Origin of the sequence: Paenibacillus sp. MY03 (genome assembly GCF_002165585.1) — a bacterium.
In the GTDB taxonomy this organism is placed as follows: Bacteria; Bacillota; Bacilli; order Paenibacillales; family Paenibacillaceae; genus Pristimantibacillus; species Pristimantibacillus agaridevorans.
In genome coordinates, this window is sequence record NZ_MXQD01000038.1 from 44,329 (window position 1) to 62,466 (window position 18,138).

The following is an 18,138-nucleotide window of genomic DNA, read 5'->3' on the forward strand; positions in this document are numbered from 1 at the left end:
ATTTTAAGTAAAACGCTGCCCTCTGAATCGTGAGTGCAGGGGGCAGCGCATAGGAAGAGGAGATCAGGGTGTTGGAGACGCTCATTCGTAAACGCTGGTTATATGCCATGATGATACCTGGTTTACTCTATTATTTGATATTTCACTACTTGCCGATGGGCGGTCTTCTGATCGCTTTCAAGGATTATAATTTGTTCAAAGGAATTTGGGGCAGCTCTTGGGTAGGGTTAGAAAACTTCCGGATTTTGTTCGAGTCTGATGATTTTCCTATTATTATGAAAAACACGCTCATTATTAGCGTTTACAGATTGTTGTTTAATATGCTGCCGGACGTCATTCTCGCGCTTATGCTCAACGAAATTCGCGTTCGCTGGTTCAAGCGGGTCGTGCAGACGATTACGTATGGACCGCACTTTTTGTCATGGATTATTGTTTACGGACTTGTGTTTTCTTTTCTCGCCCCCGGATCGGGATTAATTACTACTTTTTTCCGCGATATGGGTTGGGCGACTCCTGAGTTTCTGACGAATTCGGATTGGTTCAGGCCGTTGCTTATTATGACCGAGTTATGGAAAAGTACCGGTTTCGGAGCCATTATCTACTTGGCGGCTCTAGCATCTATCAGCCCGGAGTTGTATGAAGCAGCTATTGTGGATGGAGCCGGGCGCTGGAGACGCATGTGGCATATTACATTGCCGGGTATTCGAGAGGTGTTCGTCCTGTTGCTGATAATCAGATTGGGACATATACTGGACGCCGGATTCGACCAGGTTTATATCTTCTTGAACGCAAGGGTGTACGATGTCGGAGATATTATCGATACCTGGGTGTTCCGCCGCGGCTTGGAAAATCTGGAGTTCAGTATTGCGGCTACTGCCGGCTTGTTTAAATCTGTCATCGGATTGGTGCTTGTCATCGGCGCCAATAAGTTTGCGAAAAAGCTCGGTGGCTCAGGTATCTGGTGACGCATATCACTGCGAATCTCGAAACCATGAAACATAGGGAGAATCAATCATGAATCACTTGAATGTAAACAACACACTCTCGGATCGCATTGTGGATGCTGTTATGTATATTGTTCTGGGGCTGTTTGCGCTGGCTACTTTATTTCCACTGTATTACGTCGTTATTGTATCCATTACTCCGTATTCGGAGGTGTTGCGCAACGGTGGATTTATTATTTGGCCGAGTGAAGTTACCTGGTCCGCGTACAAGGAAATTTTCGGCAGTGTGCGCGTACCGAATGCGATCAAAATAACGGTGTTCATCACGGTTGTCGGTACCTTGCTTAATTTGGTGGTAACCGTTCTGCTCGCGTATCCTTTATCCAAAAAACATCTTGAAGGTAGAAATATTGTGTTAATGGCAGTCGTATTCACGATGCTGTTCACCGGTGGAATTATTCCGACTTACCTGGTTGTGCGGGGAGTTGGATTGTATAACACCGTATGGGCGATGATTGTTCCGGGCATGGTCAGTACATTCAACTTGCTCATTATGAAAACCTATTTCGAGAATTTGCCGGACGAGGTAGAGGAGGCGGCCAAGGTAGACGGCTGCGGCGATATACGCACGCTTGTCAGCATTGTGCTTCCGCTGTCTATGCCGATGGTCGCGACAATAGGGCTATTTTATGGAGTTGGCCACTGGAATGAATATTTTAAAGGAATTATGTACTTGAACGACAAACATTTGGAGCCGATGCAAGTTGTGCTTCGCAATATGATCCAATCAACGGATCTTTCGGGCGAACTTCAATTGGGCGTTGTGCAGATAGTAGAGCAATTGCCGCCGGAGACTATCAAGATGGCGACCGTGACCGTAGCAATTTTGCCGGTTATTATCGTCTATCCGTTTCTGCAAAAGTATTTTATCAAAGGTATGCTCTTAGGGGCAATTAAAGGATAAGTTGAAAGAAAGTTCGCATGAAGATGGATATGGATATGAAGTGAGGTTGAATATATGAATGCGCTTCCGATTTTGATACCGGCGCCGAAGAAGATGCGCTGTAACGGAATGCTAGAGTTGGACAAAAGTTATACGATTACGGTTGAACCAGATACGTCGGCATCGACGATCATACAAGTGGCTGTTCGCCAACTGATCGCCTGGTTTGCGGAGCGTTGGCACGGAACTGCACTTGCCCGTGAAAACGGCAGGAATAGGGATGAAAAGATAGAAAGCGGGCCTGCCTACCGAATTAGACTGGAAGATACGAAGGAGGAATCCGAGAGATACAACCTCATCGCACAGAACAAGGAATTGCGTATCTCCGGGTCGCCGGTCGGGTTACTTCATGGCGTACAAACGCTTATTCAGTTACTTCAGCCCGGGGCAAGCAGCAATTTGCTGAGTGTGCCGCTTGTGGAGATCGAAGATACACCGGATGTGCCGATCAGAGGTTTCTTTGCGGAAAGCTACTGGGGATCTGACAGGATGGAGCTCAGTGATTGGAAAAGCATGATCGATGATATGGTGTCGTTCAAGCTGAACATATTCGGCATCGGTATATACGGCTGCTGGCCCCACGGGCACTGCTATCCTACGGATAGTAATAGCCGTTCGGAATTTTTGTTCGCCCCCGTTCTCGATGATCCGGAGCAGTTGCAGGAAAGACAGATTCATTATTTTGATCCTGTCGCCAAGCAGCTGACTACGAAGACATACCAGGCACCTATTTACGAGGGGGATGGACTGGAGCAGCTTATTGCCTATGCGACGGAGCGGGGAATTCGCGTCGTTCCGCAATTTAACGGACCTGGTCATTCGTCGCTGCTGCCGAGGTTGTACCCGAATATTTCGTCGGTCAATGAGCAGGGGGAACCTACGTACAAAGGTTATTCTTTAACGCATCCGGATACCTTTCCTACATTGAAGCGGCTACTGGGACGGATCGTCGAACGTTATATGTTGCCGTACGGTCAGACATGGTTCCATATCGGCATGGATGAAATAGAAGAGTGGAGCGCTGCGGATTTGGCTGTTTATTCAAAGCGCCAGTTGTTTGAACTGTATATGCTGGAAATCAGCCAATATTTGCTGTCGAGCGGTATGGAAAAGATTATTATTTGGCATGACATGGCGAAAAATTTGACAGAGTTTGATTCATCATTTGAAGTCTTTTTGGAACAGCATAAACTGTCTGGGAAAGTTGTCATTCATTGGTGGGACTATACGATGCCCGTATGTCCTGTTCGAGCCGTTCGCGGAGCTGAAGGCTGGACGGCGCCGAGTACTGGATGGTTGCCTTGGATGATCTACCAGGATCATGTGGAGAACATAGAGAACCGCATTAATGAAGGGATGAAGCATTCGTTCCAAGGGGTGATGGCCTATCATGTCTATTCTCCAAATTATCGGAGGAATGTTGCCAGTTTGGCAGAGAAAGGCTGGAATGCGCAAAGACGGGATGCAACCGAATTTGATCGGTTGTATGCGAACTGGATTGTAGCGGACGAGACACAGCGGTGGGCGAAGGGCATGGGCGATATGCGGAAGTTGTTTGAGTACTCTTCTACATTTGCTTTGTTGATGGAGATCGGTGTGCTTTTCGGTCAACCGAAAAAAGCGCATCTGTATCCTGAACCGATCATCCGCAGTATACTTTCGACGGATGGAACTCACAAAGCGTATCGGATCACCCGGACGTTGGCTCACAATATTTTGCCATTGTTTGAGCAAGGGAAAGCGGTAGCGGGACGGGAGTATGAGCTGCAAGTCATTCGTTTCGAGTGCAGAAGAGTGATTGCGTTGATTGACGCGCTGCTTGGACTTGCAGATGCTGTGCAGGCACTGGAAGACACGCAGGACTCTCCTGTGGAGAAACGAAGCGAGCTTGTTGCAGACATAGGCGCACAATTGCAGTTGGAATTAGATAAGCTGGATGCCTTTCTGATCGAGGTGCAGGACATCTTGCCTGACTACTTGGTGGCTGTTAGCTGGAGAGAATATATGTATTTGCGCGAAGCGATGCGGAAGCAAGTTGAGCAATTAACAAACTGGAATGATAGATTTATTCATTCGGAGGAGAAGTAAGCATGAAAAAAGTTTTGGATGAAGGCTTGAAAATGGATGTATTTAAAACGGCGCCAGATTTTGATAAAGGAGTATTTCAAGAAGCGCTAGAGGCTGCTCTAAAAAAATTGGAAGGCAATGTGGAACAATTCACTGATTTTTTCCCGCATGCCTGGAGTAAAAATAATGTTTATTATCCTAAAGAGGAGAATAGAAACTGGACGGAAGGCTTCTGGACGGGGATGATGTGGCTTGCCTGGGAAATCACCGCAGATGAAAGATACAGAAAAGCCACGGAAGTGCAAGTGGATAGGTTTATTCATAGAATAGACAATAAAATAGCGGTCGATCACCATGATATGGGATTTTTATATAGTCTCTCTTGTGTTGCGGCATTCAAACTGACAGGAAGCGAAAAGGCAAAAACGGCAGCCTTGAAAGCAGCAGACCAGCTCTCGAACCGCTATCTGGAGCCAGCCGGGATCATACGCTCCTGGTCAGGGGGAGAATTTGATGAACCGGATAAACGAGGGAATGTGATCATTGATTCCATGATGAATATGCCCCTCATGTATTGGGCTTCAGAGGTTACCGGAAATCCGGAATACAGGGAAAGAGCGGAATCCCACGCAGAAAGAACATTGGATAACATCGTCAGGGAGGATGCTTCAACCTACCATATGTTTTTATTTGATTCGGAGACGGGTGAACCGAGATTTGGAAGAACGGCTCAGGGACATTCGGATACATCCTGCTGGACACGGGGACAGGCATGGGCCATTTACGGTTCAATACTGAATTATAGGTATACAAAAAATGAAGATTTACTCATGAGCTGCAAGGCCTTGGCGAATTATTTCCTGAACAGGAGTCCTTCAGACCTGGTCGTTTACTGGGATTTTGATTTTACTGACGGCAGTGGCGAATTGAGGGATACATCGGCTTCGGCGATTACGGTGTGCGGTCTTCTGGAGCTGGCCAAGTGGCTTCCGGAAGGAGAGGAAAAGCAGTATTACACTAATGCGGCCTTTAAGATATTGAAGAGTTTGGTTGACAATTACTCTACAATCCATAATGAAGATTCCAATGCGCTGCTTTTGCATGTGGTAGGGAGTATACCGCACAATATGGGCATTGATGAAGCATGCCTGTTTGGGTGCTACTATTACCTTGAGGCTCTGGTAAGAGTGACAAGGGAGTGGGAGTTGTACTGGTAGGTAGGTAGATAGAGCAACTGCTCAGGCAGAGCAGTTGCTCCAGACTAACCTGGCTTACAGGTTATTATCGCAATTTTATAAAAGCGCTTACAAATGATGGGAGGTGATAAAAGAAGGGCTGTAACATTGGAATTAAAAAATTATAAAAAGAAAGGTAAGTGGCAATATGGAAAAGTATCTAAAAATCAGTATAATGTCATGTTTGAGCTGTATCCTGCTTCTATCATCGTTCGGACTTGCTCCAAATGTGAACGCTGACGCAAATGCTGGAAATGAAGCTCAGACAATGGAGTTAGTTCCGCAGCCGATTTCTTATGAAGCGGACAAATGGGCTGTCCTGCCTCAAGTGAATAGCGCGCCAGTAATTGATGGTGTACTTGATGAGGGAATGTGGGCAAATGCGGAGGAAATCGGAAATTTTCAAACGGCTTTTTACAATCAATCGTTGCACGAAAGCGTGAAGTATCAAGTGGCATACGATCAAGGCTACGTTTACATCGGGGGCCGGATTGCAAAGGAGGAAGCAGATAGCCTGGCACAAATTGCAGTCATTCTGAAGCCGCAGGGCAGTGAGAGTTTCTACACCGTTGAAATTCCGATGAATACGGCTGAGGCTCCAAGTTTATTGCCGATTTGGAATCCTTCGCCCGATGTGGCCAAGCTGTGGGAAGATGCAGGTAAAGTGGCCATTGACGCCGCTGAACATGCTTCGTCCACAGATGGGGAAGAGGTATACGTAGAGCTGGCTGTTCCCATTGCGGATATTATGCCTGCAGGAGTCGGGCCGGGTGATGAGTGGCAGATGAATATCGTACATCTGCATAATCTTTACACTCGCCCGCTTAGCTCTTGGGTGCCGATACGCCTTTCCGATCAATGGCATGAGAATCAGCCGAATGATGTACTAGTCCGTATTGGTCTTGTTAATGAAGAGCGATTCGGCAGTATTGTATTTTCAAGTTTATCTGACAGCTTGGTTGATGATACCGGAGATCGTTTCCTTGCAGAACAATCAGATCAATTGCAGCTTTTGTATAATGGTTTTACAGAAAAACAGTTTTCTATGGATCTGAGTTCCCTGTTTCAGAGGGAGAAAAGACTGAACGGATTGAAAAAGACGAAGCATATGGATGTGGAGCTTCAGTGGAAAGAACCTGGGCAGTCCTGGAGCAGGCTGGAGCATGGTGGATTGAACTGGAGTGGGCAAACATTAAAACTGGAATTCGAGCATCCCGCCCCTGTGAAGCGTGGCTTATACCAGTTGCGAATCCATTTATTGCCGAATCATCCGACTGCGCGAAAGATTGCTGTACTAAGCTTCGACCGGGAAGCCATCATCGCTGCCGGAGAAGCCGCGTACGACATGGGAGGCGGCAGCGGAGATGCCGGGCCGCTAGAACAACTGGCATGGAGCGCTCCGTCCCAAAAAGTAGAACAAATCAAGGCTCTCATCCCGCCGCAGCCCGGCTTCCTTTTTGTCGGCTTGCCTGAAATGCCGGAGCTTTATCCAAACGGGTTATATCAGCTTTCGGAAGACGGGCATAGCTTGAAAGCTCCTCGTACAGGCACTGTCTATCCGAATGCTCAATATGCGGAAGATAAGTCGCTAACCTTGGAGAACGGAAAGGGTGAAACCGTTACAATCCCTTATTACGAGGACAATGAAGGAAGAAAGTTTTTTATCACTGCCCATATGTGGTACTTGCAGAAGGCTCGGGCGATTGGTCAGGCTGGGGCGCTAGGACAGACCGATCCGCTTGGGGCAGCTCGCTTGCTATATGCTTTCACGGAAGCTTATGAGGGCTACAATCCGACCGTTGACCGGGTTGGCGGGAACAATCATGCTAACTTGTCTCTTGACAAGCGATCCGGACCGCCGTTTCCATATTGGGGTGGGATATGGGAGCGTTGGTGGTATAACGAACTACCGAGAATCACAACATTGCTTCATCTCTATAAGGAACTGAAAGGAACGAATGCATTCCAATTGCTCAGCGAGGAGTACGGCGAGGATGTCGAACAGCGCATCGTTCAGAACATGATTGTGCCTTCAGCGGAATTCGTGCTGTCGCGTCCCGAATACTTAGGCAATATGTCGTTTCAGACGTGGAAAGGACTGATTGAGGTTGGGATGGCGCTAGACGAGCCAGATTATATTCATCTTGTCCTGGAATCGGTACAGGAACTTGTGAACAAAATGTTCCTCTCCGATGGCTACTGGCAGGAGGTTACTCCAAGCTATCATAATCAGACCATGAACGGACTGTTGGCAGTAGCGGAAATGCTGCAGGGATGGAGCGATCCTGCGGGTTATGTATCGCCTCGAAGCGGTAAGCGATTCGATAATTTGAATGTGCTGCAGCAGTTCCCAAGTATTGGCCGCATCATCGAAAATGCCGATAAGCTGGCATACCCGGATGGGAAAGTGCTACCTATCACTGACACATGGGCGAACCAAGTGCGACCGAACCCGCTGTTGGATGCAGGCTCCTTCCTGCTGCCGGCAGCCAAGGTCGGGAGATTAACCGGAGGATTCGGAGCAGAGCAGACGCAATTGTATATGGGCTTCCAACCGAAGTACGGACACGCTCACAATGATCCGCTCAATCTTAGCTTGTATTCGCAAGGGCAGGAGCTGATGCCGGATCTCGGCTATACGCACAATACCTTCTATCGCTGGTTTTCCTTGTCTACGATGGCGCACAACACGGTTGTTGTGGACAGCGCGAATATGGCGAGAGGGGAAGAGACCAAGCACGGAGGCAATATTTCGGCTTTCGTATCGGAAGGATATCCGTTTCGGATGCTGCGCGCCGAATATGATTCCGCCTACGAAGTAACGGAGAAGTACAGTCGCGAGCCATGGTTCGTCCCGTTCGCGGATGGAAGCGGTGAGCAAGGGTATGTATTGGATTTGTTCCGCATTCAAGGGGGCAGCCGACACGAATATACGCTGCAAGGCGATGCGAATCGCGATGCCCGTTTCGAGACCAATGCGCAGCTCACGGACTACGGTCCATACTTGCTGCCTCCGGGTACTGAGGTTGTACTGCCGGCGAATAATAGCGATAGCGGCAGCGCGGAAGGGCATTATCCTGGCTATATCTATGTCCGGGACGTGCAGCAAGCGGAGCTCGACGGCGAGCAGTATGAATTGACGCTTGTAACGGAGGATAAAGGCGTACAAGGGGCGAGGATGAAGGTGACCGGCTTGCTTGAACCCGGTCAGAACGAGCTGTTCTTGGGACGTTCGCCGTCACTCCGATCCATTCGTCTGCAAGGAACCTCGGTAGACAATAATGACGAAGCAGTGAAACACACAATGCCGAAGCTCGTATTGCGCAGAGAAGGCACGAATTTGAACAGCACCTTTGTAACGCTTATGGAGCCATACAGCGGTGAGCAGTCTCGTGTAGAGGCGATCGACCGCCTTCAACTGAACGGGGCACCGGCAGGAGCTGTCGCAGTTAAAGTGGTTTACGGCAATACGACAGACATTATTCTGAGCAATCCGGATTATCCGAATGAACCTGTGACGGCGGCGGGTGTGACGATGGTAGGAGAGATGGGGTTCATCCGTCTTGTGGACGGAGAGGTGCGGAGCATGTCGCTTGTTGGCGGTACGCTGCTCAGAATGGGAGAGCAGCAAATCGAGGGCGACGGTTATGTGACGGGGGAGATCATGGAGACAAGAAGCGCAGCGCATGGAGACGATATGGACGCGCTAGTCGTAAATGGTCATATACCAGAAGATATCGCGGGACAATACGCTATCGTGCGTCATCCTGATCAAAGTACGTCGGGATATAAAGTCGGAGCTGTTCAGTATGAAGCTGGAAATTCGGTTCTCCTTCTGGCCGAACATGATCCGGGATTTTCGATCGGGGATAACGGCACTTCAGAGCAAACCTATTACCCGGGGCGTCGTTGGACGGGAACTCATACGGTGAGAATATCCGGCAAGGAAAGCGCTGAAGTGATTGGCGCTCCCCCCGTCAGAGACAGTGTTATCTCTGGCACGGTAACGGATGGAGATGGCAGTCCATTGTCAGGAGCTGTTGTCAATTTGAGCGGATATGCCAATATTGTAACGACTACGAATGCAGATGGGACATTTGTGCTCCAGGTTCCGGCAGGACAGCATCGTGTTACAGTTTCAGCGAATGGCTATGCGAGAGCAGTGTCAACGTCGGTGTACGCTGCGTATGGAGAGACCGCTGCTGTATTCATCACGTTAACAACAATGTTGCCGCCGGCCGTCACATCCGACTCCGCTGCACTAATCGTTACCGGAACTGCGGTGACGGCTACAAGCTCGGTGCCAGGCAAGTTATACTTGGTGCCGGCAAAAGCGTATGCTTCCGAAAGCGAGCTTGAACAAGTCGTCTTGTCGGCAGTAGATGGCACGGTATACGGATTGAAGGCAGATGCGTCAGCGGGGATAGAAGTATCGTTCGACACTTCGCATATGGAGCCTGGGAAGTACCAGCTATACGCAGTAAACATGGCAGGCATTGTTTCGCCGGGATCAGCTCCAATAACAGTATTAAGCTCTGAGCCTGCAGTTATTGACGATACAAGCCCATTCGTTACTTACAGCAAACGTTGGTCTACACTAGCTAACGCCTCATTGCATGGGGGAAGTGAGCGTTATGCGCTGGATGATGGCGGATCCGTTGAGATTATGTTTTATGGTACGCGGGCTACTTTGTACGGAAGTACCGCATTTAACGGAGGGATCGCGGACGTTTACGTCGATGGAGAATTGAAGGGACAACATGATAACTATTCGGCTACTGTGATACGACAAGCGCTGATGTGGGATACAGGAGAGCTTCCGCTTGGTATTCATACGATTAAAATGGTCAGAACTGGATATAAAAACGAGCTGTCCTCCGATAAACTTATTCGCTTTGATGTGTTGAAGACGGAGGTAGAAGCTGTAGAAGACTGGTAAACGATATCCGGGTGTGCCTCATTGAATTCCGTTTCAAACGGTACTCTTGGCAAGGCTTATCCAATACTGTTGACCGGAGTAATGAACCTAATAGTACAATTCATTATAAACGGTCGTAAAGCATACGCCGTCCGTATTTTCCGAAAAAGGGAGAATTGGGCGGCGTTTTGCTTGAAAAGTCCGCAAAGCTTTGCTGTTAATTGTCTATGAATTGTTCTGTCTGTACTCCTGAGGGGGAATTCCCATATGCTCAGGGTGAAACACCCTTGCCGTTATCTTCTATTTCGATGGTTAAACGGTTGATCGTCGTTAAAACGCGCGCTCTCAGATGCAGATTCGTTTGCGCTGTTTACGCAACAATTGAGCGAAAATACACAATTATGGTGAGGTAAGAGCCATTCATTCATATATTTGTACATATATACTTAAATTTTGGTTCAGAGGGGTTCCGAACGACGATGTGAAGCGAGAATTTGTGTGTTTTCGTACAAATCGCTGTGCAGGGGCCAAATTTGTTTCGGAAATTGGGGAGAAATGCACAAATGTGCAGACGCAAGGGACCGTTAGGGTGATTTGTCCCTGACGGTTTTTCTCATTACTCCCTTGTCGATAGCTTGTTATTTGAATCTTGAAGTTCTCAATTTGCTTAATTCTCAGCTACATAATTCAGTTAATAAATTATATAGAAGAATCAACTGTTACTAGGATTGGAACTGCTATATTGATCACATAAATATTTTAATGAAGGGGTTTACAAACGTGTATATCGGTTATATAATTTACTTAATGAATTATATAGAACTCACGCACCGAATCGGGAGGGATACGAGCGATGAAAGATGGAGGAGTGAAGGCGGCGTTTGGAAAAGTAAAGATAACGCCAGAGGAGCCGGCACCGCTGCAAGGTTATGATCCTGGTTTATACATTGCGAATCCTGACAAAGACATACTGGATGAACTGTATGCGCGGGTTTTGATTTTGGACGATGGAAGATCTCGGCAAGTGATTGTTAGTGTCGACTGTTGTCTTACAAACGAAAAGGACTACTTGTCACCTAATCCTGATGGGCAAATGGAGCCTTATCGTCAATTGCTCCAAACGTTCCCGGAAGGGACTAAGCGGTTATGGGCGGATGCCGCTCAAACAGAGGAATTTACCGTATCCGTGCATGCCACGCATACCCATAGCGCCCCCGAGCATTTTAGTGGGAAGTATACTTCCCGAATCGCGGCATTGATTGCAGAAACGGCCGAAAGGCTGCAGGACGTACAAATTCGTGCGGCTGCCGGACAATGCAGCGTATCGGTAAATCGTAGACCTCATCTGCAGCATAACGATACATTGCCCATTGATCCTTCGCTCCATCTCATTATGATTGAGTCGGTAGACGGCGAGGCTTTGGGGGCGATCGTCAACTGTGCGGTGCATCCAACCTTGCTGGCCAATCCGTTTAATCGGGTTTCCAGCGAATTTGTCGGACTGGCGATGAGTGAGTACGAATCGACGTTTAAAGAAGGTTTTGTGTCGTTGTTCATTCAAGGGTTTTCTGGAAATGTGGGTCCGAGAGACCATTACCGGACAGAAACAGAAGATACGTATCCTTGGGTGCTCGAGATGGCTCAAGTGCTGCATCTGGATATTGCTCGCGCAGCGAAAGACCTGCAGCCGATTGGCATACTTCCGATGAAAGCGGCAGATAAGCAAGTTACGCTGCCAACGCGTCAAGGATATTATAAGCCAACGATCGACGTGACGCTGCAAGGCTTCCGAATTGGGGATTTGCTGCTGCTTGCCGTATCCTGCGAGGTTTTTAATGGGTATGAGAAGTTGATCAAACCGTATTCCCCAGCGTCGTTTACGTTGATGTCCGGACTTGCAAATGGATGCCATGGGTATCTTCCGACCGTAGAGGCGTTCCGTGATGGGCTGGGAGGATACGAAATGAATGTGACCCCTTACGACGAAACCGTTTCTGATCTATTTGTTCGGGCTGCGGCAGAGCTAGTCGAGAGTTTATAAAAAATAACGGTAGGAAAGTAGGGAACTCGATGCAATTACATGATAATCATACTCCGGTACGTACGAAACCATGGGACTTTGGCTTAGTCAGTACAGCGGAAATTGGCGAGCTGGAAAAAGAGTATGTACTGCGTGTCCTGGACAAAAAGAGAGTATTCCGATATAGCGGTAGCGATAACGAGCTTTCGGAAGCGTATCAATTGGAGAAATTGTACAGTGATCGGCTAGGCGTACAATATTGTCTAGGCGTTAATGCCGGTACTTCGGCGCTGGTAGTTGCGTTGATTGGAGCAGGCATCGGACCGGGAGACGAAGTAATCGTACCAGCATACACCTACATTGCTACTGCGGCTGCCGTCTTAATTGCCCGCGCAGTTCCAGTTATTGTAGATGTAGATGACACATTAACGATGGATCCGCAAGCGCTGGAGGCGGCCATTACCCCTTATACGAAAGCGGTTATTCCCGTCCATATGCGTGGAGTTCCTTGCCAGATGGACGAAATTATGGAGGTCGCGACAAAGCATAACCTTATTGTGATCGAAGATGTGGCACAAGCAAACGGCGGTTCCTACAAAGGCAAGGCGCTCGGATCGATTGGCAATGCCGGCTGCTTTAGCTTTCAGCAATATAAACTGGTTACTGCGGGCGAAGGCGGCATGCTCGTTACCAATGATCCATCGATAAACGCGCGAGCTATGATTTATCATGATTCTGCTTTCGTGTACTGGGATATGAACAAAATGGCCGAAACCGTTCCTTTTGCTGGCGAGAACTACAGACTCAGCGAGCTAAACGCGGCGCTTGCGCTTGCTCAATCACAGCGGATCGATTCTCTTGTATCTCGACTTCAGAAGGTCAAGTCGGTCATTGTTGATGGGATCAAGGATATCGCACAAATACAGCTGCAACGTATTCCGGATCCACAAGGCGACCTCTCTTACAGCTTGGTTTTCTACTTGGATACATTGGAGCAATCCGAACAATTTTCGAAGCTGTTGGTCAAAGAAGGCATTCCAAACGGCACGATTAACAACAATGGTTTTGCCGATCGGCATATTTTTAAAAATTGGAAATACGTAATGGAGAAGCAGGGGGCTTCGGAAAATGATACCCCTTGGAACTGTCAGAGCTACAAAGGCAATGTCCAATATTCGCAAGACATGTGCCCGCAAACAATTGACTGGCTAAACCGTGCTATCGCGATAAATCTGCATCAAAATATGACGGATGAAGATTGTAACGATGTCATTGAAGCGATTCGTAAAGTTGCAGCCACCCTATAAGGAGTGAGTGAGCGAGGATGAGTGAAATGCTGTCAGGCGGAACGGTGAAAAAGAAATTGCGCGTCGGCATGATTGGATACAAGTTTATGGGAAAAGCCCATAGCCACGCTTATCGCGACTTGCCTTTCTATTTCGATACCAAAGTCGAACCTGTCATGCAGGCGATTGCGGGACGCAATCAAGAGGGAGTGCAAGAGGCGGCGGAAAAGATGGGATGGGCTTCGTATGAAACGGATTGGCGTCGTCTGATTGAAAGAGATGACATCGATTTAATTGATATCGTTACACCGAACAACACGCATGCGGAAATCGTGATCGCGGCAGCAAATGCCGGCAAACATATTTTATGCGAGAAACCATTGGCGATGAATGTCGAAGAGGCCGGGCGCATGTTGGAAGCGGTTAAAAAAGCCGGAGTTGTGCATATGATTTGTCACAATTATCGTTTCGCTCCGGCCGTTCGATATGCCAAACAGCTAATCGACAGTGGGAAGCTTGGACATATTTATCATTTTAGAGCTAGATATTTGCAGGATTGGATTATGGACCCCAACTTTCCGCTTGTCTGGCGGATGCGCAAGGATGTATGCGGATCCGGCACGCATGGAGATTTGATGGCTCATTCTATTGATCTGGCACGTTATCTGGTAGGCGAGATCAGCGAAGTGTCCGGAATGATGGATACCTTTATCAAGAAACGTCCTCTGGGAGAAATGAGCGGCGGGTTAAATGCCGAGATTCACGGGGATCAAATGGGCGATGTTGACGTTGATGATGCAGTAGCGTTTCTAGGCCGCTTTGACAATGGGGCGTTCGGCGTCTTCGAAGCGACTCGTTTCGGCAAAGGGAACCGCAATACGAACCAGTTCGAGATTAATGGATCCAAGGGCTCTGTCCGTTGGGATATGCAGAGTATGAACGAATTGGAATTATATTTGGAAGATGATGAGCAAGGCAATCAAGGGTTCCGCACCATCACTTGTACGGAGGGAATCCATCCGTATGCGGGGGCCTACTGGCCTGCAGGTCATATTATCGGTTATGAGCATACTTTTATCAACCTTTTGCATGAGCTAACAAATGGTATTGCCGAAAATAGAAGTCCATCGCCTAATTTCGAGGATGGATATCGCAATCAACTGGTCCTGGAAGCAGTTGAAACTTCATCTGTAAACAAAAGTTGGGTAAAAATACCGACAACAACTATTCTTACGCCATAGAACGGTTAATAGCCGTTTTCACTTGAGAGGAGCTTGACTATGTATCGATTTTCATTTGGACCTTGGAATATTCATGAGGGGGCAGATCCGTTTGGTCCCGCGGTTCGTCAATCCTATGATTTTCAACAGAAACTAGCCGTTTATCGCGAGCTTGGATTCGAAGGCATCCAATTCCACGATGATGATATTGTACCGGATATTGAAAAGAAATCTTATGCGGAAATCATGAAGGAAGCCGGTGCCGTACGTCGTGGTTTAGATGAGCTTGGATTGGTCGCGGAAATTGTTGCTCCACGGCTATGGGAAAGCGAGCGCACGATTGATGGCGCATTTACTTCCAATGATGCGAAGGAGCGCGCCTACGCAATCGAACGTTCCAAACAAGCTGTCGATATTGCGCGAGAGATGGGAACGAACAACTTCGTGTTATGGCTGGCTAGAGAGGGCACCTATATTCGTGAAGCCAAAAATCCGGTTGATTCGGTTAATTACATTGTAGATGCCATGAATCAACTGCTCGAATATGACAGCAATATCCGAATTCTAATTGAACCGAAACCAAATGAGCCAATGGATCATGCGTACATACCGACTATTGGACACACATTAGCGCTTGCTTATCGGACGGTAGATCCGAAGCGAGTGGGCGGGTTAATTGAAACGGCACATTGCATACTGGCAGGTCTTGACCCATCGGATGAAATGGGCTACGCGCTCTCCTTTGACAAGCTGTGGAGCGTACATCTTAATGACCAGAATGGGCTGAAATACGATCAGGATAAGTCATTCGGATCTGATAATTTACGGCGTGCATTTAATCAGGTGCGTGTGCTTGAAGAGAATGGATATGGCAAAAACGGCGAATTTGTCGGCTTGGATGTAAAGGTCATGAGGACGCAGCCGTGCGACATTTCGTATAAACACTTGGAAAATAGCAAAAAAATGTTTTTGCATCTCGTTGATAAGGTGCGTACTTACGACAAAGAAGCAGAGCGTCAGTTTATTGCGGCGCGTGATTATGAAGGACTGGATTTGCATGTTTTAGAACATTTAATGGGGAGATGAATGTCTTGAGCGCTTTTAAAGGTAAAGTAGCCGTCCATGGCATTACTTGGGGCGACAAATTCGAAAAAAGCTTTGAGGAAGCAGCGCTGTTAGGTTACAAGGCCATCGAGCCGTGGCCCTCCTTCGTGTTAGGGTTTGAAAACCGCGAGAGCGAACTGCAGCAATTGCTCGATCGATATGGTCTTACCCTTGCAGGAGTATACGGAGGAGCTTCGGGCGAAGCGGGGCGTTGTTTGGCTGATCCGGCAAAGCAACAGAGTATCATTGACTTTAACGTTCGGCTAGCCAAAATAATAGCCAAATGCGGAGCTGGACATATCGTGTTCGGTCCAGGGGCCCCTCGTAAAGGAGCTATGACGCCGGAACAATTAAAGCAGGCGGCAATTACAATTAACGAATCCGCAAAACGAACGTTGGAATTTGGAGTTAAGTCGTGCGTGCATCCTCATTTGTGGACGGAGATTCAAGATGAGAATGAGCTCGATGATTTGCTTGCGTTATGCGACGCCGAAGTGTTCTTTGCACCTGATACGGCACATTTATCGGGGGCTGGCATGGATGTACCCAGCGTGATTCGTCGGCATAAGGAGCGGGTTGCTTATGTGCATCTTAAGGATCTTGCGCCGAAAGAAGCAAGCAGCCAAGCCACTACCATGTCGATGGGCAATGAAGCATTAACCGATTTTTGCGAGCTTGGTACGGGGGTGATCGACTTCCCGCCTATTATCGACGCATTAAATGAAATTGGCTATGATGGATGGCTGACTGTCGAAATCGACTATTCTGTGCATACGCCTCTACGCAGCTTGGAAATATGCCGCGATTTTGTTGAGCAAGAGCTTAAGATTCCGGTGAGAAGCTGATTTCGTGATAAGAAAGAAGAACAGCCACGGCTAATAGCCGTGGCTGGTTCTATGCCGATAGAAGCCGCACATTTCACGCTACTATGCCGATAACATAATTCATCAAGTAGATTATATGGTCGATTTACTTTGGGTAAAGGTAATTGGTTAGTCGGAAATGATTGAATGAATTTTTTTAATGTATTTACAATAAGGAATTTAAGTTATATAATTTAATGAGTAAAATATATAAGAGCAAAACAGCCATTCAAGCGGAGACAACATGATCATTCAGTCAAAAGCCTTACCCTGTAAGCACAGCGAATACTTATGATAGAATGGGTAGGTGATTTTATTATTGCGTGTGAGAGGATAGTTTAGGATGAAATTGAATCCATTGGAAAATCAAATTCTGAAAGCTATACAGAAATGCGAAGGAGTCTCCCGTAAAGCGTTAGCGGAAATGACAGGCCTTTCGCAAGCGACAATTACTAATATTACAAAAATGCTCATCGAGCATCATTACGTTGTCGAAGGCGATCGTGTTGGCAATGGGATGGGAAGAAAAGAAGTATTGCTGTACTTAAATCCCGAGAAGTTCCGGTTTTTGGGAATTGATATTGGGGGATACCGAATCCGCATTGCATTGGCGGATAACCTCATGAGAATTACGCATGAGCGGGAGTACTTTGTAGATGAGTTTGACGGAGAAGCGGATGTCATAGAGCGTGTGCTGGAGAAAATTGAACAATTTTTGTCCGAGTCGGAATTGAATCCAGATGACCTTGATGGCATAGGGATCGGTGTTACGGGTATCGTGGATAGGAGTATGCAGCGGATATTGAATATTCCAAACCTCAATGCTTGGGGAGAACTGGATATTGTATCCAGGCTGAACCGGCGGTTTGATTGTCCCGTTTATTTGGACGAAAGCGGCCGAACGATGGCTCTAGCCGAGAAAATAGAAGGTAAAGCCAAAGATGTCGAGGACTTTATCAACGTTCACGTTGCTTACGGTATAGTGGCCGGCATATTTATTAATGGGCAATTGCTTAGAGGCGCTAATAATGTAGGCGGGTTGCTCGGACATATTACCGCAGATGAAGAAGCTGGTCGATGTTCGTGTGGCAATTATGGCTGTTTGGAAAATATTGTGACTTATCCGATGATCGAGGATGCTTATAAGCGCCAAGGCGGCCAACTCGAATCCATTGCAGAAGCTTATCGAATAAATGATAAAATCGCATTTGATGTCTGTATTGCGTCAGGCAAAGCGATCGGTATCGCTTTAAGCAACGTTATTAATTTGTTTAACCCGCAAGTGATTTATTTGGGAGGCCCCGTTTTTGAACATTTGCCTATCATTTTCGAAGAAACAAAACGTACGATCTTGCTTAGAGCAAATCGTTATGCTGCAGTAGATATGCAACTGGAGCATAGCTCGTTCGGAGATAAGCAGGGGATGATCGGAGCCTTGACGCTGGTTCGAAATTCGTTGATTGGATGACTGAGCACAA

At 47.4% G+C, this 18,138-nt stretch carries 11 protein-coding genes; all 11 read left to right on the top strand.

What is annotated here, in order from left to right:
- The first annotated feature begins 68 nt into the window (after window positions 1-68).
- Entirely contained in the window at window positions 69-965 is an 897-nt protein-coding gene (locus B1748_RS25265) for an ABC transporter permease (RefSeq protein WP_256975922.1), read from the top strand.
- 49 nt (window positions 966-1,014) lie between these two features.
- Window positions 1,015-1,908 carry a carbohydrate ABC transporter permease gene (locus B1748_RS25270; protein WP_087570716.1) on the top strand — a complete coding sequence of 298 codons (894 nt, stop codon included), beginning with the start codon at window positions 1,015-1,017 and terminating at the stop codon, window positions 1,906-1,908.
- 54 nt (window positions 1,909-1,962) lie between these two features.
- Window positions 1,963-4,035, top strand: coding sequence for a family 20 glycosylhydrolase (locus B1748_RS25275; protein ID WP_087570717.1), 2,073 nt, complete (start codon window positions 1,963-1,965; stop codon window positions 4,033-4,035).
- Between the two features lie 2 nt (window positions 4,036-4,037).
- A complete protein-coding gene (locus tag B1748_RS25280) occupies window positions 4,038-5,231 on the top strand; it encodes a glycoside hydrolase family 88 protein (RefSeq protein ID WP_087570718.1) in 1,194 nt (397 codons plus the stop codon).
- A 286-nt stretch (window positions 5,232-5,517) separates the two neighbouring features.
- Window positions 5,518-10,188 (top strand): carboxypeptidase regulatory-like domain-containing protein, encoded by a 4,671-nt coding sequence (locus B1748_RS25285; RefSeq protein WP_179215823.1) that lies wholly within the window; start codon window positions 5,518-5,520, stop codon window positions 10,186-10,188.
- An 832-nt stretch (window positions 10,189-11,020) separates the two neighbouring features.
- Window positions 11,021-12,208, top strand: coding sequence for a hypothetical protein (locus tag B1748_RS25290; protein WP_087570720.1), 1,188 nt, complete (start codon window positions 11,021-11,023; stop codon window positions 12,206-12,208).
- Window positions 12,209-12,237: 29 nt separating this feature from the next.
- Entirely contained in the window at window positions 12,238-13,494 is a 1,257-nt protein-coding gene (locus tag B1748_RS25295; protein ID WP_087570721.1) for a DegT/DnrJ/EryC1/StrS family aminotransferase, read from the top strand.
- Window positions 13,495-13,511: 17 nt separating this feature from the next.
- Window positions 13,512-14,714, top strand: coding sequence for a Gfo/Idh/MocA family protein (locus B1748_RS25300; RefSeq protein ID WP_256975923.1), 1,203 nt, complete (start codon window positions 13,512-13,514; stop codon window positions 14,712-14,714).
- A 39-nt stretch (window positions 14,715-14,753) separates the two neighbouring features.
- A complete protein-coding gene (locus B1748_RS25305; protein WP_087570722.1) occupies window positions 14,754-15,779 on the top strand; it encodes a TIM barrel protein in 1,026 nt (341 codons plus the stop codon).
- A gap of 5 nt (window positions 15,780-15,784) precedes the next feature.
- The gene (locus B1748_RS25310; RefSeq protein WP_087570723.1) at window positions 15,785-16,642 is read left to right on the top strand and encodes a sugar phosphate isomerase/epimerase family protein; all 858 of its coding nucleotides are present in this window, start codon (window positions 15,785-15,787) and stop codon (window positions 16,640-16,642) included.
- A 361-nt stretch (window positions 16,643-17,003) separates the two neighbouring features.
- The gene (locus B1748_RS25315; RefSeq protein WP_087570724.1) at window positions 17,004-18,128 is read left to right on the top strand and encodes an ROK family transcriptional regulator; all 1,125 of its coding nucleotides are present in this window, start codon (window positions 17,004-17,006) and stop codon (window positions 18,126-18,128) included.
- Window positions 18,129-18,138 lie beyond the last annotated feature (10 nt).

Excerpts from the sequence above, each read along its gene's own strand:
- B1748_RS25290 (WP_087570720.1), top strand. The coding sequence starts at position 11,021 with ATGAAAGATGGAGGAGTGAAGGCGGCGTTTGGAAAAGTAAAGATAACG.
- B1748_RS25315 (WP_087570724.1), top strand. The coding sequence starts at position 17,004 with ATGAAATTGAATCCATTGGAAAATCAAATTCTGAAAGCTATACAGAAA.
- B1748_RS25305 (WP_087570722.1), top strand. The coding sequence starts at position 14,754 with ATGTATCGATTTTCATTTGGACCTTGGAATATTCATGAGGGGGCAGAT.
- B1748_RS25285 (WP_179215823.1), top strand. The coding sequence starts at position 5,518 with ATGGAGTTAGTTCCGCAGCCGATTTCTTATGAAGCGGACAAATGGGCT.
- B1748_RS25275 (WP_087570717.1), top strand. The coding sequence starts at position 1,963 with ATGAATGCGCTTCCGATTTTGATACCGGCGCCGAAGAAGATGCGCTGT.
- B1748_RS25270 (WP_087570716.1), top strand. The coding sequence starts at position 1,015 with ATGAATCACTTGAATGTAAACAACACACTCTCGGATCGCATTGTGGAT.
- B1748_RS25295 (WP_087570721.1), top strand. The coding sequence starts at position 12,238 with ATGCAATTACATGATAATCATACTCCGGTACGTACGAAACCATGGGAC.
- B1748_RS25280 (WP_087570718.1), top strand. The coding sequence starts at position 4,038 with ATGAAAAAAGTTTTGGATGAAGGCTTGAAAATGGATGTATTTAAAACG.
- B1748_RS25300 (WP_256975923.1), top strand. The coding sequence starts at position 13,512 with ATGAGTGAAATGCTGTCAGGCGGAACGGTGAAAAAGAAATTGCGCGTC.